Genomic DNA, 21,067 nt, shown 5'->3' with positions numbered 1-21,067 from the left:
TGTTCGGTCTAGGAAATGTGCCCCCAATGATGCTTAACGCCCGCAAGGTTGAAGCTGCTAAAGGACAAGAGAAGAGCTATAAGCTCGCTGATGGAGGTGGCCTTTATCGGTACTATTTTTTTGTTTTATAATCAATAAGTTATACTTAAGTGCTTTGCTATTGCCCCAAATAGGCATTTTCCGTGTTGAGCATTCAAAGCGTAACGCGACATAGAGTCACATCATACCTGCAGCTTCATTGTCGATGTTCCATTTATGAAAATAACAGCAGGCTGGATTAATTAATCCAGTGCCTTGTATCTCTTAACGCTGGCAGGAAGTAGATCGGAAATAACTCATCTTCTCCCGACAAAGATATATTTTGCATTTCAAAAATCCTATACATGGTGCGCGCAAATAATATACGCGGCGTGTATATTAATGGTCGGTTCATAACATCAGGTATGCATGTTGAATTTATCGCCATTTTATTGATAGGGATGACCGTGATGAGAAAACTTATAGCTGTATTGTCTATTTCGATTTTAAGTGGATGCGCTCAACAACCACTCGTAACGGTAAATGCGCTATCCTCAGGCCAGAGTGTAGGGAAGCGCTTCATCATCTTGCCAGCCAGTAAAGCGCTCTATGACGCTAACCAGATTGAATACAATCAAATCGCCGCCGCAGTTTCTGCATCGCTGACACGTCAGGGATATGTACAAGTTAACGAGCCGGAAAAAGCAGATCAGGGAATATTATTAGGATTTGCAAGAAGCGGGGCAGTGGCCAGCACACGTAATGTTACTGTTCCGATCTATGGTCAGACCGGCATTAGTTCAGCTACAACATACGGGAATGCCAATACCACATATAACTATCTCGGTGGCGGTAACTTAACGTCAAACACTACAGGCAGTGCAACGACGGTCTACACGCCGACATATGGAATTACCGGAGCATATGACACAACAGTAACCGATACATCATACGGAACAGCGGTAGTACTCAATTCATACGATGCTAAGGTATATCTGAAAAGTAACCGCGTGAATCTACTATGGAAGTCAAGTGCGGCCCTCGTATCTTCCAGAGCTGATAGTATTGCCGATTACAGAGGTCTGGCATTGATTGCGGCTAATTACGCCAATATGAATACTAACGGTGATACACATTTGAGAGTCGATCCACGTAATCCCATTCAGTAATTTAATCGGGGTGTGATAAATATTATGGAAATTAATTCCCCGTACAAACCAAAAATATACTGCTATTGAGGTGAGTCGACGTCCAGATATTCTCTTCATGATATTCACGCTATGGAAAATACCGTTCTATCCATAAAAAAAGCGCCCGCAGGCGCTTAGAGAGTATTGTTCGGCAGCATACTTATTTGGTCAGTTCAGCCGTCATATGAACATTATTATTGGTGTTGGCTTCAATGATTTTATATGAAGCGCCAGCCTGTTGTGCTTTGGCGGCAATTAAGGATTCCGCTTCGTCAAGCGTAGAAGCAGTGGCGGTTACGCTCTGGGCGAAAGCACCAAATGACAGGACGGAAAGCACAGTAGCGACAGCAAGTGAATTGATGGTTTTCATAATGGTATTCCTTAAATTTTTATTTGTGCTGGGCGATAACGCCCGATTAAACATCTGTTGTGAATGCCGGTTTTGTACGGCAGAGCTTATTTGTAAATCACCGCAGTGCCGTGCAGGGTGTTCGGGCCGGTCACGGAAGTAATGCGGAACGATTTCGCGCCCATTTCATCGGCTTTCTGCGCCAGTTCGCTTTGCAAGGAGGAGAGATTGGTGCCGGCATTGGCAGAAATTACACCCACTTTTTGCTGGTCAGCCGGAGTAGATTGCACTTCAACGGCGGCAACGCTGGCGAAAGAGAGGGAGCTAAGTACGGCGACGGCGAGCAGGGATTTGATGGTTTTCATAACTTTTGCCTTCTGAGTCTGGATTAGTGTGAGGTCGTAAGTATTAACTTAACGATCGATAGGTAAATGATAAGTGTGATCTGCATCACTCGTCAATACTATTTTTATAATGATCGTTTAAATAATTTTAAATTAATTATTATTCAATATCTTAGATGGAGTTTTTTTTCGAAAAATTTCCGCTGGTCAGCCGCTTTGTAATGTTTTTATAATGATTATTAATTAAATTGATGTGAACAAGGGGGGAACAATGGTTACCGACGTCACATGTTGTACGAGAAAAGGCCGCGGACGACCAAAAATTTTTGACCGGGACGCCATGCTGGATAAAGCGATGATGCTGTTCTGGCAACATGGTTATGAAGCCACATCGCTGGCAGACTTGGTTGAAGCCACCGGCGCAAAAGCACCGACGCTGTATGCGGAATTTAACAATAAAGAGGGGTTGTTCAGAGCCGTGCTTGATCGCTATATGGCACGATTTTCCGCCAAACATCGGGCGGTGCTTTTCTGCGAGGAGAAAACGGTTGAGCAGGCGCTGCGCGATTATCTGCAAGCGTTAGCCAACTGCTTTGCCGGTAGCGATACCCCTGCAGGCTGCTTGTTAGTCAATACTTCTGCCACGGTTTCTGCTTTATCGGAACCGATAGCCGACACCATTCGGGAGCGGCAAACAGCGCAAGAGCAAACGCTGCTGGCCTTTTTGCTGCAACGCCAGTTGCGTGGTGAAATCCCGGCGCAAACAAATGTGCAAACCACCGCACTTTTTTTAAGCTGCATCATCCATGGAATGTCGGTCAGTGCGCGTGAAGGCGTCAGTTTGGATAATCTGCAGCAGATTATCGACACGACGCTGCGATTGTGGCCGGTATTAATCAAAGGGTAATGGCATGGCATTACGGCCTTAAACGTCTGATGCTTTGCCATCACCCGTCGTATCAAATCGCGCGGGTAAATTGCCACGGCTCTGAGTGCATGATCCGCTGAGGAGATGGCGTAAACCCCACGCTTTTGCACCGATCCCTTTTCCCGCTGAGGCGGTAGAATCCGGGGCGACAAATTGCCAGTTGTTGTCATTTTCTGACCAGTCAATGCGGTGGTTCCCGTCACCATCGACTGCGATACGCAGCGAAATTTCGCCATGGCTCGCCGTTACCGGCAATACCTCAGTAGTGAAATCAAACACACCTTTATCGCGGTTCCTGCCGGTGGTGATCTTCAGATGGGCTTTTGCGCCATGGGAAATCAGCACAACCGACGAAAACCGCTCGCCATAAATGGTCAACCTGGCGCCATCCTTTTCATGTCCGAAATTAACGGTGCGCGCAGTTTGCGTGGTTAAAGCGGGTAATGAGGTGATTGGCGTCGGTGGTGCTTGGGCGAAAATCTTGATCAGGAGTATGCACTGGAAGCGTTGAAAGTCAGCCAGAAGTAACCGAATGCCGGTTAAGAGAATGGCTGACAGTGCGCTAAAGTGATCGTTGCCGTACGCGGGCGAGAGGATAGATCGCCCGCGGTGCCACCATCAGTGATGCAGCATCTCGTCGACAATCTGCGCTTTGGTCATGTTGTACGGGTAATATGTCGGCCAGTTATCCATCTCTTTTAGCAGCGCTTCTTGCGATTCGTTGCCCATAAAAATATGGAAATGTTGCGACTGGCGCGGGGCAATAATATGGTCGCTGAACTGCACATATTTCGGCGCTTTTGCGTGTGCGTCTTTGCATTCAAACAGATAACGCACGCCTTTTTTCCCGGAGGTGTAGGTCAGGATTTTATAGCCTGCATAATCATAACGGCAGGAATTGGCCGTTTTGCCAACGTGAAACTCCATCACATTTTTTTCTATGCCAATCATCTCGACATCAGTGGCGTAGCCTTTTTGGTAATAAGCACGATACTCTTCAACACTTTTACCGCCTTGTTTTGCTTTTTTCTCCAGCACCGGATCAAGCTCACCGCTGAGCAGATACGGGTTCACAGATTGCCAGATCCCTTCCCAATCGGACAACGCCCGGTCTTTCACGTCCTTATTATCAAATATGCCTCCGCTGGCTTTACGCTCCACGTCTGTAAGCGGTTTGCCGTGGTGGTGGTCATGCGCTAACGTCTGCACGCTCATTAGCAGCACGCTCATTCCAATTACAAAGGCCGATTTCTTCATGATCATATTGCGCTCCCTGGTTATCATTTGTTACGAAATGAAATGTTATAATATAACAAAAATAAACGCCAGATTGTCCGCGCCTTTCCAACCTGCCGGGAGGAATTAATGGGCAATATAACCACAGCTATAAAACATAGCAATATCTATATGTTGATGATTAATAAGTAATTTTTGTGTTTTTGGTTTGGCTGTGGCATCCTTGCCGCTCTTTTCGCAGTATCTGCGTTTTTGCCCTCATACAAGGGCGTTTAAGGGGCAGCAATGAGTTTTTATGCAATGACGATTCTTGCCTTCGGCATGTCGATGGATGCTTTTGCCGCCGCTATCGGTAAAGGGGCGATGTTAAAACGCCCACCGGTGAGCGAAGCGCTACGCACCGGGTTGATTTTTGGTGTTGTTGAAGCTATCACCCCGATTATTGGTTGGGCCGTGGGTTTAGCCGCCAGCCAGTACATCATTCAGTGGGATCACTGGATAGCCTTTGCACTGCTGTTTGTGCTTGGCGTGCGCATGATGAAAGAAGGTCTGAGTAAAACCGCCGATGAAGAAACCGAAGCGCCGCGTCGCCACGGTTTCTGGTTGCTGGTCACCACCGCTGTTGCTACCAGCCTTGATGCGATGGCCGTTGGTGTCGGCCTGGCGTTTCTTAATGTGAACATTGTGGCGACGGCGCTGATGATTGGCCTTGCGACCACCATCATGGCGACGACCGGTATGCTGCTGGGGCGTTTCCTTGGCGCGGCGATCGGTAAATGGGCGGAAGTGCTCGGCGGTGTTGTGCTTATCTGTATCGGCAGCTCAATTTTGGTTGAACATTTAGGGTTACTGTAACTTGCCTGAACGTACCAAATCGTCAACAATGCGCGTTCGGGTGATGGCGTTCCACCTGATCCAACCGCTTCCCTGAGAAGCTGATGACGCCTGGTATGTCTCTGTAATGGAGGCATGTCGGGCGTTTTTCTTTTGTCTCTCCCCGCATGCCTCGTACTTCGTTGATGAGGAAAAACATGCTGAAGCCTTTATTTGCTGTAATCATCGGTGGTTCCGCAGGCTGCGTGATCCGCTGGCTGCTCGCGATTCGTTTAAATACGCTGTTTCCCAACCTGCCACCTGGCACGCTGCTGGTAAATTTACTCGGTGGGCTGATTATTGGCGGCGCACTGGCATTCTTTACTCGCCAGCCGCATCTGGATCCCAACTGGCGGCTGCTGATCACCACGGGTTTATGCGGCGGCATGACCACGTTTTCCACTTTTTCTCTGGAGATTTTTGCCCAGTTGCAAACGGGCAACTATGCATGGGCTCTGGCTTCTGTGCTGGTGCATGTGGTGGGATCGATTTTAATGACAGCGCTGGGGTTTGCGCTGATAAATGCCTGGTATTGATAAAGAAGAGGGAGCAGTGTTGCTCCCTTCTGTTCGCAGCTTACTTCAGGCTGTCATTTGCAGACAGGCTTCCGCGCAAACCCTGCAACGCTTAGCGCATTGCTGGCAGTGTTGAAGCTGATGCTTACTGCACTCTTCGGCGCAGGCTTTGCACACATCGACGCAAATCCGGCACAGTGAGAGTAAATGTTTGCTTTCCAGCGCCATAAATTGGCCGGCAAGGCGGCACAGGGCGGCACACTGTACATCCAGCTTGATGCATTCACGCATCATGTCGATATTCTTTTCCTGCAGGCAAGAAAGCGCACAGTGTTCGCAAGCCGCAGCGCATTGATAACAGGCCTCTGCGCATCGTTGGTGTTCTGTATGCATGGTTTATCTCCACAATATTTGTGTGTCATGTGATAAGTGTGCACAGAATATTTATCCCTACCATTTTATTTACACATTTCCTCATATGAGCACTTTTTTGAGGTAAAAAATTCTTGGGTAACTCGCTTATAAATAAAAAGATTTATTTAATATAAAACATATGTGTTTAAATATTTCCTGTAGTGTTTTAATTTTTATATTGATATATTTTTAGATGATTAATTGACTAATTGAGATAAATAGCCAGACTTAAGGTTCCAACGCGATTGATATGGCTTGTTAACCGTATCGATTATATCGAAAACGAGATGTGGAGATATAACATGGCTGAACATAGAGGCGGTTCCGGTAATTTCGCTGAAGATCGTGAGAAAGCCTCCGAAGCGGGACGTAAAGGCGGTCAGCACAGCGGCGGTAATTTTAAAAATGACCCAGAGCGTGCATCAGAAGCCGGTAAGAAAGGCGGGGAAAATAGCCACGGCAGTGGAAAAAAATAACCCCTTTTAATGGTCATTAGTTTCTGAATGCTAGCGAGTCGGAGACGGCTCGTTTATTTTTTATTAACAATGTCTTAAAACTAAAAACGTAGAGGTATTAATGGAATCAAAAGAAAATGACGAGGGTGAGAGGATTAATGAACTATCTGAAAATTTACCTGCCTGTTTATCCACTAATTTAATTGAACATTCCCATCATCCAGCCGAAATAATTGCTATTAATTTTACCGAAACAGTCGATTTACGTCTCCCGCCTTATAAGAAACGTCTTGTCCTTAAAATGGCCAACCGCAAACGACCTCCCAAAGAAAATAATCAATAAATCTATTTCACCTCTCTGACGACGTTGTATCTGGCCAGCGTTTTAAGTTTCCTGCCCAATGATTGCCGCTGAAAGTCGCTGGAAACCAATACGAATTTGTCTTCGCGAAAACGATCAGAACAATACTTTGCCTATTCAAAATGGATAAAAAATAACCTTCAGGCTCGGCAAATCCGCGTTGTGCCTGAAGGCATGCAATTGCATCTTCGTTACTAACAATAAGCGTGCTAATTATTAGCAAATTTCAACAAGAAAATCGCTATAAAACAGCGAGTTATGATGAAATAAACCGATCTTTGCGAATGAATTTTTTTATCGTTAACGCGTTGATGTTATTGATGATTTGTCTAAATTTTACCCATTCCAATGTTTTCAAAAACCAGGTGTCGCAGCGACAACCGCGCTTTATGGGCAATTTTTTTTCGCCTGCCGCTTGGCCTCTATGGCAGCGGAGGAGCTATAGTGAGGGAACTGAAGGCAACAAGAGGAGATTTTGTGTTCAACGTTGAAAAAGATGATCCTCATGACGCGCCGGAATCGGGTGATAAAAAACCCCAGCCGGTGAAGAAATAAATAAAAAGGTCGCTACGGCGGCCTTTTTATTCGTTATTCAATGAATTAACGGCAAATTCCGTAAAAACTCGCGCGCATATTTCGAACGCTACTTTACGCCTGCGGATTCGGCTTTACTTCTTTTCAATACCACTGAAGCGCGCAACGCTCATCGCGCTGCACAAGCAGGCAACGGCCCGGCTTGTCGCAGGCTGGCGCGGGGCGCAGCGATTTACTCCGCTTTCTTTTCCACATGCCCAAGCGGTTTTTCCGGGAAGCAATAGTCGCGCACACGGCGTTTTAACTCTGCCGCATCGGGAAAACCGCCGTCCAGCTTGCGATCCCAAATCACATTGCCATCGATATCGATAACAAAAATCCCGCCGGTGCCCGGTATCAGCGTGACAGAGCCGAGGTCCGAACTAAACGTGTGCAGTAATTCTTGCGCCATCCAACTGGCGCGTAACATCCAGTTGCATTGTGAGCAGTAGTGCAAAGTGATAGCCGGTTTATTCATTTTTCAGAGACTCCAGGCGCGGATGATAAAGGGTAGTGTAAGCATCATGCGGGTGAAAATCTGACGGAATAACAAATTTATTGCAAATGATAACTGTTATCATTATCTTCGGTGTCGATAACATAACAATAACCTGCAACTCTTTTGTGCTGACGGCGATCTTTCGCCGTCTCCTGGAAGTTATACGTGAGCCTGATACTAATAAATTCTAAGGCTTACAAGACAATATGTGTAAATCGCAACTTTCCCCGCTGCGCTTTAACAAGCGCGTGCTGGTCACTTCATTACTCGCAGCGTTGTATCAAACCTCCGCATTTGCGGTAGATAACGGCACCTCATCGACAGCTTCCACGGATGCTCAGCAAGATAACGCTGAGGAGATGCTCGTCACGGCGCCAGCACTGGCATTAAAAGCCGGCAGCACCCATTCCGTCAGCGCGCAAGATCTGCAAAACAAAGGTGCGAAAGACTTTGGCTCGATTATGCGTTATGAACCGCTCATCAGCGCTACTGGCGCAAGCGGCGGTTCCGGCAACGGTAAAAGCGGTTTCGATCGCGGGGGCTACACTGGCTACAATATTCGCGGGCTGGAAAGTAACCGCGTCGGAATCGATGTCGACGGCATCCCGCAGCCGGACGCCACCGGGCGCAGCTACGTAAGCCGCGCAGGCCTTAATACCTTTGGCATTGGCCGCGATTATATCGACCCGTATATGTACGGTAGCGTTGATATCCAGTCCGGCGCGACCAGCACCGAGCAAGCCAACACGTCCATTGGCGGTAACGTCTCCTTCCGCCCGAAATCGGCAGACGATTATCTGCGCCCAGGCAAAGAGACCTACTTTGGTTACCAGAGCGATTATGACTCTGCGGATCGCAGCTGGCACAACGGCGTGACGGGAGCCGCAGGCGACGAAACCCTGCGTGGCATCGTGGTCTACAGCCGTCGCGACGGCCAGCAAACCCGCAACAACAGCGGTACGGTTGATGCCTACCCGGCGAACTGGCATTCGGATGCGATGATGGCCTCCGGTATCTGGCAGCCGAACGATGTACACAAGTTCACCGGCACGCTGGATTACTACCACAAAACCAACCACACCCACTACGATGCGTGGAACAACGCCGGTAGCGCCATTCTTGGCGACGCTCTGCAAACCAGCCAGACACGTCGCTGGGGCGTGAGCCTGAAAGATGACTGGACGCCCATGAACAACTGGCTGGACAGCATGTCCAGCAAAATCTATTACCAGCACACCGAAGCGCATGACCGCACCTACATGCCGGACAGCGTCACGGCGACCATGGAAACGGTCTACTCCAACTACGACACAGATACCTGGGGCATTCAGAATGCGCTGGCGAAGACCGTTGGACGTCACGATCTGAGCGCCGGTTTTAACGCCAGCACCAGTAAAACCGAGCGTCCGTTTAACCAGTCGCCGGTGCCGAGTGCTTTTAGCGAGATCATGCAACCGGAAGCCGACAGCCGCAGCTATACGTTAGGCGCATTCCTACAGGATCAGATCAATTTCGATGCCGATGGTCACCACTTCGCCATTATTCCCGGCTTGCGCGTGGTTCATCAGTCGACAAAACCGGATAACCTCGCCAGCCTGACCGCCAACAGCAGCGTGCTGAATGAATCCGACGTGTCGTCCCTGTACGGTAAAAATTCCGACACCCAACTGCTGCCGTCGCTGACTTTCCAGTACGACATCACGCCGCGTCTGATGACGTACCTGCAATACAAACGCGGGGCGCAGTTCCCCAACGCCAGCCAGCTGTATGGCTCCTGGAACCTGGGTTCCAGCTATGCGGGGCGCGGGCAATATGCGCTTATCGGTAACACGGATTTGGACACCGAAACCAGCGATAACTTCGAGTGGGGAATGAAGGGCGACGTGACTGAGGGCGTAACGCTACGCACAGCGCTGTTCTACAACAGTTATAAAAACTTTATTGCCTATACCCGTTACACCCGTTCCGGCAACCCGGATAAATTCACCAACGTGCCGTCTAACATCTACACCACCTATCAGGCGGAAAACCGCGATAAAGCCTTTATTTACGGCGGTGAAATCAGCGCGAAATTCAACTTCGGCACCTGGTTTGAGCAGGTCAATGGCCTGAGCGCCACGCTGGCGTATGGTTATAGCGAAGGGAAGGCGAAATCGCGCTATCTGGGCGACAAATACATCGATCTCGACAGCGTCGCGCCAATGAAAGCGATTGTCGGCGTCGCCTGGGATGATCCGGCGAAACGCTACGGTACGGCGCTGACTGCAACCTTCGTCAAAGGTAAGCAAGCCACTGCGACTAACCGCCAGTCCTACACCAACACCGGCGGAGCTCTGGGGGGCGATTCGAGCTCGGAATATATGCGTGTGCCGGGCTATGGGCTGCTCGACTGGACGGCGTACTGGCAAGTGGCGAAAAACGTCAAAATTAACGGCGGCGTTTACAACATCACCGATCGTAAATATTGGGATTACCTGAATAGCCGCACGCAGGAAGAGACCACCAACCAGAATGCGTATGACAAGGCGCTGGCGGTAATGCCGGGGCGGACATGGCAACTGGGCGTCAATGTTGATTTCTAAGGCGATGCCATTTCACGTTGCCCAATTGTCAGCGCCAGAGCTACAGCTTTACCGCCGCGACGCAGCACGAATGATTTCTCTGTGAATCAGCCCGTCATTTCCCTCCCCGGTATCGCTGCCGGGGGTTAAAACAGTTAAGGACGTTAAAAATATGCCTGCAACACCACACGATTTCACCGCAATCTGGCAGCACTATCAGGCCATTAAAGCGCAACAACCGGCGAAATACGCCCGCGACATCGCGACAGAAATGGCGATAAGCGAAGCCGAATTAACCTACGCCCGTGTCGGCCACGACGCCGTGCGCTTGCAAGGGGAAATGCGCGACATCCTCGCCGCGCTGGAAGCGGTCGGCGACACCAAATGCATTTGTCGCAACGAATACGCTGTTCATGAGCAGATTGGCCGTTTCACCAACCTGCATATCAGCGAGCGTGCCGGGCTGGTGCTTAACCCCCGCGCCCTCGATCTGCGCTTGTTTATCAGCCAGTGGGCCAGCGCCTTTCATTTGCGGGAACAAAGCCCGCGCGGTGAGCGTCAGAGCATTCAATTTTTTGATCGGCAAGGCGATGCGATACTGAAGGTCTATCTGACAGAACGCACCGACATTGACGTCTGGAACGGGATCATCGCCCGATTTACCGCGCCGGAGAACCTGCCGTTAACACTCACTGAAGCCGCCTGCGAACAACACGCGGAACACGCTGATGGCGCAGCGCTGGATAGCGAATGGCGCGCCATGACGGATGTGCATCAATTCTTTGGCTTGCTGAAAAAGTACAACCTCTCGCGGCAGCAGGCGTTTCGGCTGGTGGGCGACGATCTTGCCTGTCAGGTCGGTAATGACGCGCTACCAAACCTGCTGGAAACGGTGCTACAGCAGGGGAACGAAATCATGATCTTCGTCGGCAACCGTGGTTGTGTGCAGATCTTTACTGGCGCGTTGGAAAAACTGACGCCGATGAAAAGCTGGACCAACATCTTCAATGAAAATTTCACTCTGCATCTGCGTGATACAGCGATCGCCGAAAGCTGGGTAACACGTAAACCCACCGCCGACGGCCATGTCACCAGCCTTGAGCTGTTTGCCAAAGATGGCACGCAAATCGCTCAGCTTTACGGACAGCGTAGCGAAGGTCAACCGGAGCAAAGCCATTGGCGCACCCAAATTGATGCGTTAACCAACCCGGGAAAAGCTGCATGAAAAAACTGCTGATCCTGCTAGCGGTGCTGCCGCTGATGGCGAGTGCCGCCGGGCAAAAAATTGTCTCCCTGGGCGGCGATGTCACTGAAATTGTCTACGGGTTGAATGTGCAAGCGCAGTTGGTTGGGCGCGACAGCACCAGCACCTGGCCCGCCGACGCGCAAAAGCTGCCGGATGTCGGTTATGTCCGTCAGCTCAATACCGAAGGCATTCTTTCACTGCGTCCAACGCTGGTGCTGGCCAGTGACCAGGCGCAACCTTCACTGGTGTTGCAAAAAGTGCAGGACAACCACGTCAGGGTGGTTTCGGTGCCGGGTGGCTATTCACTGGCGGCGATTGATCAAAAAATTGCGGTCATTGCGGATGCCATCGGAAAAAACGATGAAGGGGCGCGGCTGCGTAAAAGGCTGGCGGGCGAGATTGCCGCACTGCCGAAACAGCCGCTGAACAAACGCGTGCTGTTTATCCTCAGTCACGGCGGTATGGGGACGATGGTGGCCGGGCAGAAAACCGCCGCCGACGGCGCTTTACGTGAGGCGGGGTTACAAAATGCGATGCAAGGTTTTGACCACTACCGTGCGATGTCGCAAGAAGGGGTGATTGCCAGCCAGCCGGATCTGGTGGTCATTTCCGCCGACGGCGTAAAAGCGATGGGCGGTGAACAGAATCTGTGGCGGCTGCCAGGTCTGGCACAAACACCCGCCGGGCGCAATAAACAGGTGTTGCTGGTCGATGATGTCGCACTGCTGGGTTTTGGCTTGCGCACCCCGCAGGCGCTGCTTGCGCTGCGTAAAAAAGCGGAGCAACTGCCCTGATGAACCGCCGCATTTCCCGCACGCTCTGGGGGCTTATGTTGCTGCTGCTTGGGTTGATGGGGCTGGCAAGCACACAGGGTGCGATGCAACTGCCGCTCGCAAGTGTATGGCTGGCTGGTGACGATGCGCTGCGCCAAATCTGGCTGACGGTGCGTTTGCCGCGCGTGCTGCTGGCGCAGCTGGTTGGCGCGGCGCTGGCGCTTTCCGGTTGCGTAATGCAGGGGCTGTTTCGCAACCCGCTTGCCGACCCCGGATTACTGGGCATCAGCGGTGGCGCGTCGTTAACGGTCGCCTGTTGGCTGGTGCTGCCAATTACCGTTTCGCCGCTGGTGGCGCTGTATACGCCGATGCTGGCGGCGTTTATCGGCAGCCTGGCGGTAATGATGGTGATTTATCTGCTCAGTAAAGCGGGAGATGCCGCGTTATCCCGGCTGCTGCTGGTGGGGATTGCCATTAATGCACTTTGTGGTGCGGGCGTTGGCGTCCTTTCGTGGATCAGCAACGACGCACAATTGCGCCAGCTTTCGCAGTGGGGAATGGGCAGCCTTGGGCAGATCGAATGGTCGACATTATCGGTCGCCGCCAGTCTGATCCTGCCCGCATCGCTGGTGGTGTGGCGCGTGGCCAGCGCACTTAATCTGCTGCAACTGGGCGATGAAGAGGCGCACTATCTGGGCATCAATGTACCGCGGCTCCAGCGCGTATTACTGGTGTGCAGTGCGCTGCTGGTGGCGACGGCGGTTGCGGTGAGCGGCATTATCAGCTTTGTTGGCCTGGTGGTGCCGCATTTAATGCGTATGTGGCTGGGGCCGGATCACCGTGCGCTGGTGCCCGGCTCCTTGCTGGCCGGGGCAATGTTGTTGCTGGCTGCCGATACTGTGGCGCGCACCGTTGTTGCGCCCGCCGAAATGCCGGTTGGCCTGCTGACCAGCATGCTCGGCGCACCGTGGTTTTTATGGCTGATTTTCCGCCAGCCTAAGGCGGAGTCATGAATATGTGCTTAACTGCCGCGCATCTGCGGCTCAACGCCGGTTCCCGGCGACTGATTGACGATGTTTCCCTGACGCTGACCAGCGGCGAAAGGGTGGCGCTGATTGGCCCGAACGGCGCGGGGAAATCGACGTTGCTGCGCCTGTTGACCGGTTTTCTGCCGGCGGCAGGGGAGTGCTATCTGGAAGGCAAACCGTTAAAGGCGTGGACGGCGCAAGCGCTTTCGCGCCGCCGGGCGGTCATGTTGCAACAGACCACTCTCGGTTTTGACTGGCCGGTGGACGCTATTATCGCGATGGGGCGTGCGCCCTGGGGGCAACATCAAGTGCGCGAACGCGAAATTGTGCAGCAGGTGGTGACGCTGACCGGCTGTGACGCGCTGCTTGGGCGGCGTTATGTCACCTTGTCCGGCGGCGAACAGCAGCGAGTACAACTGGCGCGCTGCCTCGCGCAGTTGTGGCATCATGACGGCCCGGAAGGGTGGTTGTTTCTTGATGAACCGACTTCGGCGCTCGATCTCTACCACCAGCAGCAGGTGCTGCGCTTGCTAAAACGGCTGACGTTTAGCGGCAAACTGCACGTCTGCGCGGTGCTTCACGATCTCAACCTTGCTGCGCTGTGGGCGGACAGGATCTTGCTATTACATCAGGGAAAACTGGTGGCGCAAGGCACGCCGGAACAGGTGATTCAGACGCCGCTTATCGCGCAGTGGTACGGTGCCGAGGTTGAGGTGAGTCAGCATCCGGGCGTGAATACGCCGCAGGTTTTTCTCTCTATCTGATAAACGCCACTGTTGGCTGATGAAGCCGTATTTTTGCTAAAGTTTAGTGTGACTTAACTGATGCGGAGATCGGCAATGACCTTACCGCCTTTGCAGGCGCTCATCTGTTTTAATGCTGTCGCACAACACGGGAGTATGAAAGCGGCGGCCGCGGCGTTATCTATCAGCGCCAGCGCAGTGAGCCAGCAAATTGCCAAACTTGAAGCCTGGGTGAATGTGCGGCTGTTTATGCGCGGCTCGCGCATACTCACGCTGACGCCGGAAGGGAAAATCTATTTGCGGGCCATTCAGCCTGCTTTTCATCAGATTTCACAAGCAACACACCGGTTAATTGACGCGGGGGCGCAACACCGCGTGAGCGTCAGTTGCTCAACGGATTTTGCTATGCACTGGTTGCTACCAAGGCTTGGCGGCTTTGAACGTTACCACCCGTATGCCGAGGTGCTTATCAATACCGCTTCGCGGGACGTTGATTTGAAAACGGAAGGGATCGATTTTGCTTTTCGCCGCACGGTGCAGGCCGGGAGTGAAGGCATCCTGCACCCGCTGGAGAATAGCGGCGGGATGCTGCTGATCTACGATAAGTCGGCGCTGTTAGAACCGCTTTGCCACGCCTTTCGCGACTGGCTGCTGGCTGCCGCGCAAGAACATCATTGGCCGGAGCGGTAAACACAAAGGCGACGGCATGTTTGCGTTCCGGTAATTGCGCGCTCACCGGCAGTTACGCATATTTCCACCACAATCGATCCAGCTCGTACCCGTTGTCACCCGGCTCGGGCTGTTTTTCCCAGGGTTTATCGATAATGTAGTGGAGGTTTTTCACCCGCGCTAAATCCCATATTTGTGGGTGCTGAAGCGGCAGGGTTTTTAAGGCGTTATAGCCATAATGCAGCGGTAGCCAGCGGTCGCGGAACACTTCATTAAGAAAATCCTGCTCAGCGAAAACATAATCCGAAATATCGGCTTTCTCAGCCAGCGTCGCCATCATCTGCTGATAAAGGGAGTTATCGGGCGTGAGCAGCAGAAAACCGCCGTTCAGGTAGTTATCCAGCGACGCCGGTGGGTTGGCATACATTTGCGCGTCCGTACACCAGCTGTAATAGCAGTTTTCCGGCCGCCAGCTTGCCGGGTAGCTTTCGATATGGTTAGGGTTGCAGCGGCAGGCATGGCAGGCGGCAATGGTGCCTTCGGCCAGCGGCAGTTCAAAGATGTGATCCATATTTTGAATCACCAGCATATCGGCATCGAGAAATGCCACCCGCTGGTATTCACTGAGCGTCCACACCGCCAGTTTGCTCCACACATCGGCGAAACGGGCGTTCGCATAGCTGTCATCAAGCGTGGGATCGGGGCCGATAACCGGCACTTCCCACACTTTGCAGCCTTGTGCGTTCAAATGCTGGCGCGTGTTGTCGTCAATAGCCGCTGTCACCATTACCACCAGCGGCCACGGCGAACCGCTGGCGCGCAGCGAATGGTGCAGCGTTTCTACGCCCGGCAGATAATCCGGCTGCGTCAGGAGGGTTACCCAGGCGAATGCGGCACTCATGACAGTAACTCCGTCATAAAGGTATTGAGGAATTTGCCCTGCGGGTCAAAGCGCTGGCGTACGGCCTGAAACGCCGTCCATTGCGGGTAGAGCGTTGGCCAGTCGTATAACGTTGGGTCGAAGTATTTTCCCCAGTGCGGCTTCCCGCCTTCTTCTGCCAGCAACTGTTCGGCGGCGCGCAGAAACGCCAGCCCCTCTTCAGAGAGCGAGCCGTCTTCGGCGTAATACACCACAAAGCCAAAAAAACAGGTCGCTTGCTGCCAGGCCGGGCTTAGCCACGCGCCGGAAGGCCCGGTGCAGCGCAAAATTATCGGGTAGTGCATATGTGGGTGCGATTGCTGATGCCAGGCCTTGATGCGGGCAATGACCGCCGGGGCGCGCGCCAGCGGAATGCCAATTTCAATATTGATTTGCGGCGTAGCGATACCCCGGCAGAACACCTGATAGATATCGCCAATCACATCTGAAAAGTCCTTAAAGCGTGTGACGGTGCGAAACGGCTTACCATTTTCATCAACGATATTGGTGTCGTCATGCATCTGTTCCAGCGTTTTCTCCACCGTGTCGTTCATCTGCGTGTCAGTCTCTTCCCGCTCTACCAGGTCACCATGATTATCGCGCCATAGCGCCATTTCATCGGCGGTGGATTCGCGCGCGTTCCAGGTATGAACTTTGTTTTCATCCGGGAACCACCACGTTTTGCTGAAAGCCCATTGCTGGTTCCAGCTAACCAAATCTTGCGCAAGATTCGCGGCGCTGCTGGCGTTTTTAAAGCAGGTATAAAGGGTAGCCGGGCGCGTGCGGAGGGTGACGGCGGTAATCGCCCCCAACGTGCCGAGCGCCAGTTGCGCGGCGGCAAACGCCGGTTGTTTGCGGTCAATTTCGTGGATCTGCCCGGCGGCGTCTACCAGCCGGATGCATAGCGCTTCATCTGCCAGCGAGCTTTGCTGCATGCCTTGGCCGTGGGTTCCCGTTGAAATCGCTCCAGCCAGCGTTTGCGCGTCAATCACCCCCGGCGACGCGTGCAGCATGCGGTTCATGACGGTGAGTATTTCAAACATTTCGTGCAACAGTGTTCCGGCGCCAAATGTCACGCTGTCGTCATCCACCGCCAGCACGCCGCGCAGCGCAGAGATATCAATCAGCGTATCGTCCGGCTGGCTAAGTTTCAGCATACGTCCTGGCGACATGCAACTGCCCATCACCCGCACTCGCCCGGCAGCGGCGGCAATAACCTGCTGCAGCTGTGCTTCATTTTCTACGCCGATAACGGTATTTTTGCAGGCCAGAACCGTGTTTTTCGCCCAGTTGAAAAGATGCGGGTCTTGCGGTTCAGGATGCGGCTGGCGGCGGGGAAAAAGGGTGTGCGTGTCGGTCATGGGCGGCTCCTCGCGCAGATTTTTATTGATAAACCAAGCGTAGCGCATCACAGAAAAGTGTGAATTTTGCCGCGGCTTGGGCGTCCTGGCATCATGCTGATAATCAGGCCGTTGGGGCCTGATTATTTAAGATAAACATCATGATGATCGTGAAATGGGCCAGCGCGGTATAACGACGCGCGACGGGGAAAAGGTTAGCGGTTTAAGAGTGTTATTAACGTTGCTATTGCATATTTCACCGACTGCTCAATCACGCTTTCGCAATCCCCGGCAAAATGGCGTAATGCCGTGATCGGCGCTTGCCCAGGCAGCGCCCAGGCAAACCACACGGTTCCGGCAGGCGTACCATCTTCGCCGCCATCCGGGCCGGCATAACCGGTGACCGCAATCCCGACCGGTTCATGGCTAACCGCGCAGGCGCCTTGTACCATCTCGCTGGCCGTCTGCTCGCTCACCGCCGTCCAGCGCGCCAACGTTTCACGTTTAACCTGCAACAAGGTACTTTTCGCTTCATCGGTAAACGAGACAAACCCGCAGCCAAAAAACGCTGGCGTATCACCTGCGGCGCACAGCGCTGTTGCAATTTGCCCGCCGGTACAGGATTCCGCCGTCGTGACGCGCAGTTGTTTTTGCATAAGCAGTTCGCCCAGTTGTGCTGCCAGCATAGGAATGGGCAGACAGAGCAGGGCATTCATGTTGTTCGTTAAGGTAACATCTTCATTCATAGGCTATTTTTCGTTAAGTTGGTTGTGACCCGGTAAGCAAAGTATAGCGAGCGAAAAGTCATGATGAATTTTTGGGAACAATCGAGATATGGCCGTTGCGCTCAAGAATGGCGAATTTAATCTCTGCCAGATCGGCAATGCCCTGATTGTTCCGCGCTGACAACATAATGTCGTCGCGCGTGATATCGGCTTCGCGCATTTTGTTTTCCAGCATTTGGCCGTTCTCCACTAACACCACCGGCGTACCGTCAATCAGGTTTTCCGCTCCTTTGACATACTTCTTCAGCGTGCCAAATAAGATATCCACCACCACCAGCGTGATAATGGTTAGCGCCGCGCCGGTCACGGAGAAGTCATTGCCGAGCAGTGCTTGTTGCGTGGCCTCACTGATGATCAGCAGTAAAATCAGATCAAAAGAGGTCATCTGGAGCAGCGCCCGGCGTCCAGCGATTTTGAACACCACCATCAACACCAGATAGATAGCTATTGCGCGTAATACCATGTCCATCGCGTTCTCCTCAGGGCCAGATAAACTGCGTCAGGGTGACCGGGGTTGCGTTATTCACTGAAATTCGCTGCGTGCTGTTACCGACGCCGAGCGGTGTCAGCCCCAGCCACACGGTCAGCGGTTTATCGGCGGCAGGACGCGCATATTCCAGTACCAGCTCGCCGCTGCGGCTGTACATGTTTAGCGGTTGTGGTTGCAGGGTGCGGATCTCAAAATCGTGCATGAAATCGCCGCCTAAGGTGAAAGTGATACGGTTGTCGGCTGTGGCATTGGCGGTTATCTGCATATCCAGATCGCTTTGCAGCCGACCAAAGCGGTCGTACTCCACGGTGAGACGTTGATCGGCGCTGGTCGCCGTTTTTTTGCTTAGCCAGCCTTGTGAAAAGAGCCCGCACAGCCCGGCAATCACAATGGCGATAAGCGCTATCGCCCCCCATTTTTGCACCTGCATTTCAACATGCAACCAGAAGGGATTGTCTTCCACGGGCCATGTTCGCTCTGTGTCAGCGTTACTTTTTTTCTCCATACGCCCTCCACGGGTTCGCCGTAAATAACGTAAAGAGTGTAGATGATGGGGGGAGAAAGAGCGCTTCGCCGCGCCAGCGCTCTGTACTGAGATCAGCTCGTAATGCGGGGTGTCACGCGCCCGTGCAGCGCCGGGTTGTCACTTTCGTCTTTCAGCCGCACGCCGGTGAGACGGCGCAGAAATGCCTGTTCCAGTAGCCAGGCGAGCTTAAACGCAGCGGCCTCGTAATTCAGCCCTTCCGGGCGAATATTAGAGATGCAGTTGCGTTCGGATTCGATGCGCTGGCGCTCTGGCTTCCAGGTGAGGTAGACGCCGAGGCTATCCGGCGAGGACAACCCCGGACGCTCGCCAATCAGTATCGCCACCGCTTTACTGCCCAGCGTTTCGCCAATGTCATCACCAAGCGCCACGCGCGACTGGTGCGCGAGCACGATGGGGCCGAGGGAAATGCCCAGCGTTTCCAGATAGGGTAGCAGGGCGGTGATAAGCCCGATTGACTGGCGGTGAACGGCGTGGGAAGAGAGCCCATCGCCAATCACCAGTAGCAGATCGTGCGCGGGTGGGCGATGAGCGGCAAGCGTTTCGCGGCTCTCATCACTGAGCCTGCGCCCCAAATCCGGGCGATTCAGGTAGATATGCCGGTCGGCAGCGGCACTGTGTGCATCCAGCGTTTTTAAACCCAGCGCATGTAATTGTTGCGCCAGGCTTTCACTGTCAAAGGGCTGGTGGATGGCATCACGCGCCTGGGCGTGCGCGAGGCCAAAATTGAGCACCTCCCGCGTGGGCAAGCTCGCGCCGCTACGCCCCAGCGCAATGCGGGCATCGGTAAACTCACGCAGCAGCGTCCAGGCATCGGGTCCATTCATGCGTGCGCTCCTTGTGGCATAACGGTCAGCAGCGGGTGGTTTGCACCCGTCAGGCGCAATTGGCCGTGGGTATCGATAATCTGCATCTTCGTTAGCCACTCGGCGAACTCCGGCGCATGTTTCAGCCCCAGCAGACGGCGGGCATAGAGCGCATCGTGGAATGATGTGCTCTGGTAATTGAGCATGATGTCATCCGCGCCCGGTACGCCAATCAGAAAAGTCAGCCCGGCGGTGCACAGCAGCGTCAGCAGCGTGTCCATATCGTCCTGATCCGCTTCCGCGTGGTTGGTGTAGCAGACGTCGCAGCCAATCGGCAGCCCCATCAGTTTGCCGCAGAAGTGATCCTCCAGCCCGGCGCGGATGATCTGCTTACCGTCGTAGAGGTATTCCGGGCCGATAAAGCCCACGACGGTGTTCACCAGCAATGGGTTGAAATGCCGGGCCACCGCGTAGGCACGCGCTTCGCAGGTTTGCTGATCGACACCGTGATGCGCATTGGCGGAGAGACAACTGCCCTGGCCGGTTTCAAAATACATCACGTTGTTGCCCAGCGTGCCGCGCTTCAGGCTCAGCGCCGCCTCATGCGCCTCCTGCAATAGCGCCAGATTGATACCAAAACCGCTGTTAGCGGCTTCCGTTCCCGCCACCGACTGGAACACCAGATCAACCGGGGCGCCGCGTTCAATGAGCTGAATGGTATTGGTGACATGGGTCAGCACGCAGGACTGGGTAGGAATGGCAAAGCGATCAATGATGTCTGCCATCATGTGGTTGAGCTTTTGCAGCACCGGCAGGCTGTCGCTGGCCGGGTTGATGCCCACCACCGCATCGCCCGCGCCATACAGCAGGCCATCCAGCATACTGGCGGCAATGCCTTTCAGATCATCGGTCGGGTGATTGGGCTGCAAACGCACGCTGAGATGGCCGGGCAAACCAATGGTGTTGCGAAAACGGGTGATCACGCTGCATTTGCTGGCGGTGAGGATCAAATCCTGGTTACGCATCAGCTTACTGACAGCAGCGGCCATTTCCGGCGTGATCGCCGGTGCAACGTGGCTAAGCGTGGCGGTATCGGTGCTGTCGGCCAGTAGCCAGTCGCGGAATTCGCCCACCGTCAGATGGGCAATCAGGGTAAACGCGCGGCTATCGTGGGTATCGATAATTAAGCGCGTTACTTCATCGTCTTCATACGGGATAAGCGGCGAGGCGAGGATCTCGCGCAGCGGCACATCTGCCAGGGCGATTTTCGCCGCCATCCGCTCTTCCGCTGTCTGCGCCGCCACCCCGGCCAGCACATCCCCGGATCGCGCCGGGGAGGCTTTTGCCATCAATGTTTTCAGGCTGTCGAACTGATAAGTACGGTGAGCCAGCGTGGTTTTATACATTC

Annotated in this window: 26 protein-coding genes and 1 riboswitch; of the genes, 13 read left to right on the top strand and 13 right to left on the bottom strand. The window is 53.2% G+C overall.

Going from position 1 to position 21,067, the window contains the following annotated elements; genetic code table 11:
- The first annotated feature begins 443 nt into the window (after positions 1 to 443).
- On the top strand, positions 444 to 1,187 hold the full coding sequence (locus ACFX4O_RS04745) for a hypothetical protein (RefSeq protein WP_380207569.1): 744 nt from the start codon (positions 444 to 446) through the stop codon (positions 1,185 to 1,187).
- Positions 1,188 to 1,368: 181 nt separating this feature from the next.
- Here ACFX4O_RS04745 and ACFX4O_RS04740 read toward each other — a convergent pair whose 3' ends face one another.
- Positions 1,369 to 1,578, bottom strand: a complete 210-nt coding sequence (locus ACFX4O_RS04740; RefSeq protein WP_017458785.1) for a DUF1471 domain-containing protein — start codon at positions 1,576 to 1,578, stop codon at positions 1,369 to 1,371.
- 86 nt (positions 1,579 to 1,664) lie between these two features.
- Positions 1,665 to 1,922: a multiple stress resistance protein BhsA gene (gene bhsA, locus ACFX4O_RS04735; protein WP_131409934.1), complete on the bottom strand. Its 258-nt coding sequence runs from the start codon at positions 1,920 to 1,922 to the stop codon at positions 1,665 to 1,667.
- A 250-nt stretch (positions 1,923 to 2,172) separates the two neighbouring features.
- On the opposite strand from bhsA, the gene ACFX4O_RS04730 reads away from it, so the two are divergent.
- Entirely contained in the window at positions 2,173 to 2,808 is a 636-nt protein-coding gene (locus ACFX4O_RS04730; protein WP_380207568.1) for a TetR/AcrR family transcriptional regulator, read from the top strand.
- 18 nt (positions 2,809 to 2,826) lie between these two features.
- Here the strand turns inward: ACFX4O_RS04730 and ACFX4O_RS04725 are convergent, their stop codons facing one another.
- Together ACFX4O_RS04725 and zinT are read right to left on the bottom strand one after the other, a co-directional pair.
- Positions 2,827 to 3,207 carry a hypothetical protein gene (locus ACFX4O_RS04725; protein WP_380207567.1) on the bottom strand — a complete coding sequence of 127 codons (381 nt, stop codon included), beginning with the start codon at positions 3,205 to 3,207 and terminating at the stop codon, positions 2,827 to 2,829.
- 240 nt (positions 3,208 to 3,447) lie between these two features.
- Positions 3,448 to 4,092: a metal-binding protein ZinT gene (gene zinT, locus ACFX4O_RS04720; protein ID WP_380207566.1), complete on the bottom strand. Its 645-nt coding sequence runs from the start codon at positions 4,090 to 4,092 to the stop codon at positions 3,448 to 3,450.
- A gap of 258 nt (positions 4,093 to 4,350) precedes the next feature.
- Between zinT and mntP the strand changes: the two genes are divergently transcribed.
- A complete protein-coding gene (gene mntP / locus ACFX4O_RS04715) occupies positions 4,351 to 4,920 on the top strand; it encodes a manganese efflux pump MntP (RefSeq protein WP_380207565.1) in 570 nt (189 codons plus the stop codon).
- 30 nt (positions 4,921 to 4,950) lie between these two features.
- A riboswitch (Fluoride riboswitch) is annotated at positions 4,951 to 5,020 on the top strand.
- 76 nt (positions 5,021 to 5,096) lie between these two features.
- Positions 5,097 to 5,474 (top strand): fluoride efflux transporter CrcB, encoded by a 378-nt coding sequence (crcB, locus tag ACFX4O_RS04710; protein ID WP_380207564.1) that lies wholly within the window; start codon positions 5,097 to 5,099, stop codon positions 5,472 to 5,474.
- 45 nt (positions 5,475 to 5,519) lie between these two features.
- Here the strand turns inward: crcB and ACFX4O_RS04705 are convergent, their stop codons facing one another.
- On the bottom strand, positions 5,520 to 5,846 hold the full coding sequence (locus ACFX4O_RS04705; protein ID WP_131409946.1) for a four-helix bundle copper-binding protein: 327 nt from the start codon (positions 5,844 to 5,846) through the stop codon (positions 5,520 to 5,522).
- A 323-nt stretch (positions 5,847 to 6,169) separates the two neighbouring features.
- Between ACFX4O_RS04705 and ACFX4O_RS04700 the strand changes: the two genes are divergently transcribed.
- The 3 genes from ACFX4O_RS04700 to ACFX4O_RS04690 all read left to right on the top strand — a co-directional run bounded on the left by ACFX4O_RS04700 (position 6,170) and on the right by ACFX4O_RS04690 (position 7,238).
- The gene (locus ACFX4O_RS04700) at positions 6,170 to 6,343 is read left to right on the top strand and encodes a general stress protein (RefSeq protein WP_131409948.1); all 174 of its coding nucleotides are present in this window, start codon (positions 6,170 to 6,172) and stop codon (positions 6,341 to 6,343) included.
- A gap of 100 nt (positions 6,344 to 6,443) precedes the next feature.
- On the top strand, positions 6,444 to 6,665 hold the full coding sequence (locus tag ACFX4O_RS04695) for a hypothetical protein (RefSeq protein WP_380207563.1): 222 nt from the start codon (positions 6,444 to 6,446) through the stop codon (positions 6,663 to 6,665).
- A gap of 462 nt (positions 6,666 to 7,127) precedes the next feature.
- Positions 7,128 to 7,238, top strand: coding sequence for a hypothetical protein (locus ACFX4O_RS04690; RefSeq protein ID WP_328590664.1), 111 nt, complete (start codon positions 7,128 to 7,130; stop codon positions 7,236 to 7,238).
- Positions 7,239 to 7,449: 211 nt separating this feature from the next.
- Here the strand turns inward: ACFX4O_RS04690 and ACFX4O_RS04685 are convergent, their stop codons facing one another.
- Complete coding sequence (locus tag ACFX4O_RS04685) at positions 7,450 to 7,734, bottom strand: SelT/SelW/SelH family protein (protein ID WP_380207562.1); 285 nt, start codon at positions 7,732 to 7,734, stop codon at positions 7,450 to 7,452.
- 227 nt (positions 7,735 to 7,961) lie between these two features.
- On the opposite strand from ACFX4O_RS04685, the gene ACFX4O_RS04680 reads away from it, so the two are divergent.
- The 6 genes from ACFX4O_RS04680 to ACFX4O_RS04655 all read left to right on the top strand — a co-directional run bounded on the left by ACFX4O_RS04680 (position 7,962) and on the right by ACFX4O_RS04655 (position 14,796).
- Positions 7,962 to 10,337 carry a TonB-dependent receptor domain-containing protein gene (locus ACFX4O_RS04680; RefSeq protein WP_380207561.1) on the top strand — a complete coding sequence of 792 codons (2,376 nt, stop codon included), beginning with the start codon at positions 7,962 to 7,964 and terminating at the stop codon, positions 10,335 to 10,337.
- Between the two features lie 151 nt (positions 10,338 to 10,488).
- Positions 10,489 to 11,541: a hemin-degrading factor gene (locus ACFX4O_RS04675; RefSeq protein ID WP_380207560.1), complete on the top strand. Its 1,053-nt coding sequence runs from the start codon at positions 10,489 to 10,491 to the stop codon at positions 11,539 to 11,541.
- Positions 11,538 to 12,356 carry a hemin ABC transporter substrate-binding protein gene (locus ACFX4O_RS04670; RefSeq protein ID WP_380207559.1) on the top strand — a complete coding sequence of 273 codons (819 nt, stop codon included), beginning with the start codon at positions 11,538 to 11,540 and terminating at the stop codon, positions 12,354 to 12,356. Before ACFX4O_RS04675 ends, ACFX4O_RS04670 begins: the two co-directional genes overlap by 4 nt.
- Entirely contained in the window at positions 12,356 to 13,348 is a 993-nt protein-coding gene (locus tag ACFX4O_RS04665; protein ID WP_380207558.1) for a FecCD family ABC transporter permease, read from the top strand. The genes ACFX4O_RS04670 and ACFX4O_RS04665 overlap by 1 nt, the downstream gene beginning before the upstream one ends.
- A complete protein-coding gene (locus ACFX4O_RS04660; RefSeq protein WP_380207557.1) occupies positions 13,345 to 14,127 on the top strand; it encodes a heme ABC transporter ATP-binding protein in 783 nt (260 codons plus the stop codon). Before ACFX4O_RS04665 ends, ACFX4O_RS04660 begins: the two co-directional genes overlap by 4 nt.
- A 75-nt stretch (positions 14,128 to 14,202) precedes the next feature.
- Positions 14,203 to 14,796: a LysR family transcriptional regulator gene (locus ACFX4O_RS04655; RefSeq protein ID WP_131409964.1), complete on the top strand. Its 594-nt coding sequence runs from the start codon at positions 14,203 to 14,205 to the stop codon at positions 14,794 to 14,796.
- Between the two features lie 52 nt (positions 14,797 to 14,848).
- Here ACFX4O_RS04655 and ACFX4O_RS04650 read toward each other — a convergent pair whose 3' ends face one another.
- From ACFX4O_RS04650 to ACFX4O_RS04620, 7 genes are all read right to left on the bottom strand, one after another.
- Positions 14,849 to 15,676: a glycosyltransferase family 8 protein gene (locus ACFX4O_RS04650; RefSeq protein ID WP_380207556.1), complete on the bottom strand. Its 828-nt coding sequence runs from the start codon at positions 15,674 to 15,676 to the stop codon at positions 14,849 to 14,851.
- Positions 15,673 to 17,055, bottom strand: a complete 1,383-nt coding sequence (locus ACFX4O_RS04645) for a D-arabinono-1,4-lactone oxidase (RefSeq protein WP_380207555.1) — start codon at positions 17,053 to 17,055, stop codon at positions 15,673 to 15,675. Before ACFX4O_RS04645 ends, ACFX4O_RS04650 begins: the two co-directional genes overlap by 4 nt.
- Positions 17,056 to 17,249: 194 nt before the next feature.
- A complete protein-coding gene (locus tag ACFX4O_RS04640; RefSeq protein WP_380207554.1) occupies positions 17,250 to 17,780 on the bottom strand; it encodes a 2-oxo-tetronate isomerase in 531 nt (176 codons plus the stop codon).
- A 58-nt stretch (positions 17,781 to 17,838) separates the two neighbouring features.
- Positions 17,839 to 18,288, bottom strand: a complete 450-nt coding sequence (locus ACFX4O_RS04635) for a DUF421 domain-containing protein (protein WP_131409972.1) — start codon at positions 18,286 to 18,288, stop codon at positions 17,839 to 17,841.
- A 10-nt stretch (positions 18,289 to 18,298) separates the two neighbouring features.
- Entirely contained in the window at positions 18,299 to 18,814 is a 516-nt protein-coding gene (locus ACFX4O_RS04630; protein ID WP_131409974.1) for a hypothetical protein, read from the bottom strand.
- 92 nt (positions 18,815 to 18,906) lie between these two features.
- Complete coding sequence (gene eutC / locus ACFX4O_RS04625) at positions 18,907 to 19,680, bottom strand: ethanolamine ammonia-lyase subunit EutC (RefSeq protein ID WP_380207553.1); 774 nt, start codon at positions 19,678 to 19,680, stop codon at positions 18,907 to 18,909.
- Positions 19,677 to 21,065: an ethanolamine ammonia-lyase subunit EutB gene (locus ACFX4O_RS04620; protein ID WP_380207552.1), complete on the bottom strand. Its 1,389-nt coding sequence runs from the start codon at positions 21,063 to 21,065 to the stop codon at positions 19,677 to 19,679. Before ACFX4O_RS04620 ends, eutC begins: the two co-directional genes overlap by 4 nt.
- Positions 21,066 to 21,067: the final 2 nt, after the last annotated feature.

It is taken from the genome of Kosakonia sp. YIM B13571 (assembly GCF_042788095.1).
In the GTDB taxonomy this organism is placed as follows: domain Bacteria; phylum Pseudomonadota; class Gammaproteobacteria; order Enterobacterales; family Enterobacteriaceae; genus Kosakonia; species Kosakonia quasisacchari.
Note: the sequence above shows the minus strand (reverse complement) of the source record. Positions and strands in the feature narration are given on the sequence as shown.

What these genes read in the sequence shown, in the direction of transcription:
- ACFX4O_RS04745 (WP_380207569.1), top strand. Translation starts at nt 444, where the DNA reads ATGCATGTTGAATTTATCGCCATTTTATTGATAGGGATGACCGTGATG.
- ACFX4O_RS04740 (WP_017458785.1), bottom strand. Translation starts at nt 1,578, where the DNA reads ATGAAAACCATCAATTCACTTGCTGTCGCTACTGTGCTTTCCGTCCTG.
- bhsA (WP_131409934.1), bottom strand. Translation starts at nt 1,922, where the DNA reads ATGAAAACCATCAAATCCCTGCTCGCCGTCGCCGTACTTAGCTCCCTC.
- ACFX4O_RS04730 (WP_380207568.1), top strand. Translation starts at nt 2,173, where the DNA reads ATGGTTACCGACGTCACATGTTGTACGAGAAAAGGCCGCGGACGACCA.
- zinT (WP_380207566.1), bottom strand. Translation starts at nt 4,092, where the DNA reads ATGATCATGAAGAAATCGGCCTTTGTAATTGGAATGAGCGTGCTGCTA.
- mntP (WP_380207565.1), top strand. Translation starts at nt 4,351, where the DNA reads ATGAGTTTTTATGCAATGACGATTCTTGCCTTCGGCATGTCGATGGAT.
- crcB (WP_380207564.1), top strand. Translation starts at nt 5,097, where the DNA reads ATGCTGAAGCCTTTATTTGCTGTAATCATCGGTGGTTCCGCAGGCTGC.
- ACFX4O_RS04705 (WP_131409946.1), bottom strand. Translation starts at nt 5,846, where the DNA reads ATGCATACAGAACACCAACGATGCGCAGAGGCCTGTTATCAATGCGCT.
- ACFX4O_RS04700 (WP_131409948.1), top strand. Translation starts at nt 6,170, where the DNA reads ATGGCTGAACATAGAGGCGGTTCCGGTAATTTCGCTGAAGATCGTGAG.
- ACFX4O_RS04695 (WP_380207563.1), top strand. Translation starts at nt 6,444, where the DNA reads ATGGAATCAAAAGAAAATGACGAGGGTGAGAGGATTAATGAACTATCT.
- ACFX4O_RS04685 (WP_380207562.1), bottom strand. Translation starts at nt 7,734, where the DNA reads ATGAATAAACCGGCTATCACTTTGCACTACTGCTCACAATGCAACTGG.
- ACFX4O_RS04680 (WP_380207561.1), top strand. Translation starts at nt 7,962, where the DNA reads ATGTGTAAATCGCAACTTTCCCCGCTGCGCTTTAACAAGCGCGTGCTG.
- ACFX4O_RS04675 (WP_380207560.1), top strand. Translation starts at nt 10,489, where the DNA reads ATGCCTGCAACACCACACGATTTCACCGCAATCTGGCAGCACTATCAG.
- ACFX4O_RS04670 (WP_380207559.1), top strand. Translation starts at nt 11,538, where the DNA reads ATGAAAAAACTGCTGATCCTGCTAGCGGTGCTGCCGCTGATGGCGAGT.
- ACFX4O_RS04665 (WP_380207558.1), top strand. Translation starts at nt 12,356, where the DNA reads ATGAACCGCCGCATTTCCCGCACGCTCTGGGGGCTTATGTTGCTGCTG.
- ACFX4O_RS04660 (WP_380207557.1), top strand. Translation starts at nt 13,345, where the DNA reads ATGAATATGTGCTTAACTGCCGCGCATCTGCGGCTCAACGCCGGTTCC.
- ACFX4O_RS04655 (WP_131409964.1), top strand. Translation starts at nt 14,203, where the DNA reads ATGACCTTACCGCCTTTGCAGGCGCTCATCTGTTTTAATGCTGTCGCA.
- ACFX4O_RS04650 (WP_380207556.1), bottom strand. Translation starts at nt 15,676, where the DNA reads ATGAGTGCCGCATTCGCCTGGGTAACCCTCCTGACGCAGCCGGATTAT.
- ACFX4O_RS04645 (WP_380207555.1), bottom strand. Translation starts at nt 17,055, where the DNA reads ATGACCGACACGCACACCCTTTTTCCCCGCCGCCAGCCGCATCCTGAA.
- ACFX4O_RS04640 (WP_380207554.1), bottom strand. Translation starts at nt 17,780, where the DNA reads ATGAATGAAGATGTTACCTTAACGAACAACATGAATGCCCTGCTCTGT.
- ACFX4O_RS04635 (WP_131409972.1), bottom strand. Translation starts at nt 18,288, where the DNA reads ATGGACATGGTATTACGCGCAATAGCTATCTATCTGGTGTTGATGGTG.
- ACFX4O_RS04630 (WP_131409974.1), bottom strand. Translation starts at nt 18,814, where the DNA reads ATGGAGAAAAAAAGTAACGCTGACACAGAGCGAACATGGCCCGTGGAA.
- eutC (WP_380207553.1), bottom strand. Translation starts at nt 19,680, where the DNA reads ATGAATGGACCCGATGCCTGGACGCTGCTGCGTGAGTTTACCGATGCC.
- ACFX4O_RS04620 (WP_380207552.1), bottom strand. Translation starts at nt 21,065, where the DNA reads ATGTATAAAACCACGCTGGCTCACCGTACTTATCAGTTCGACAGCCTG.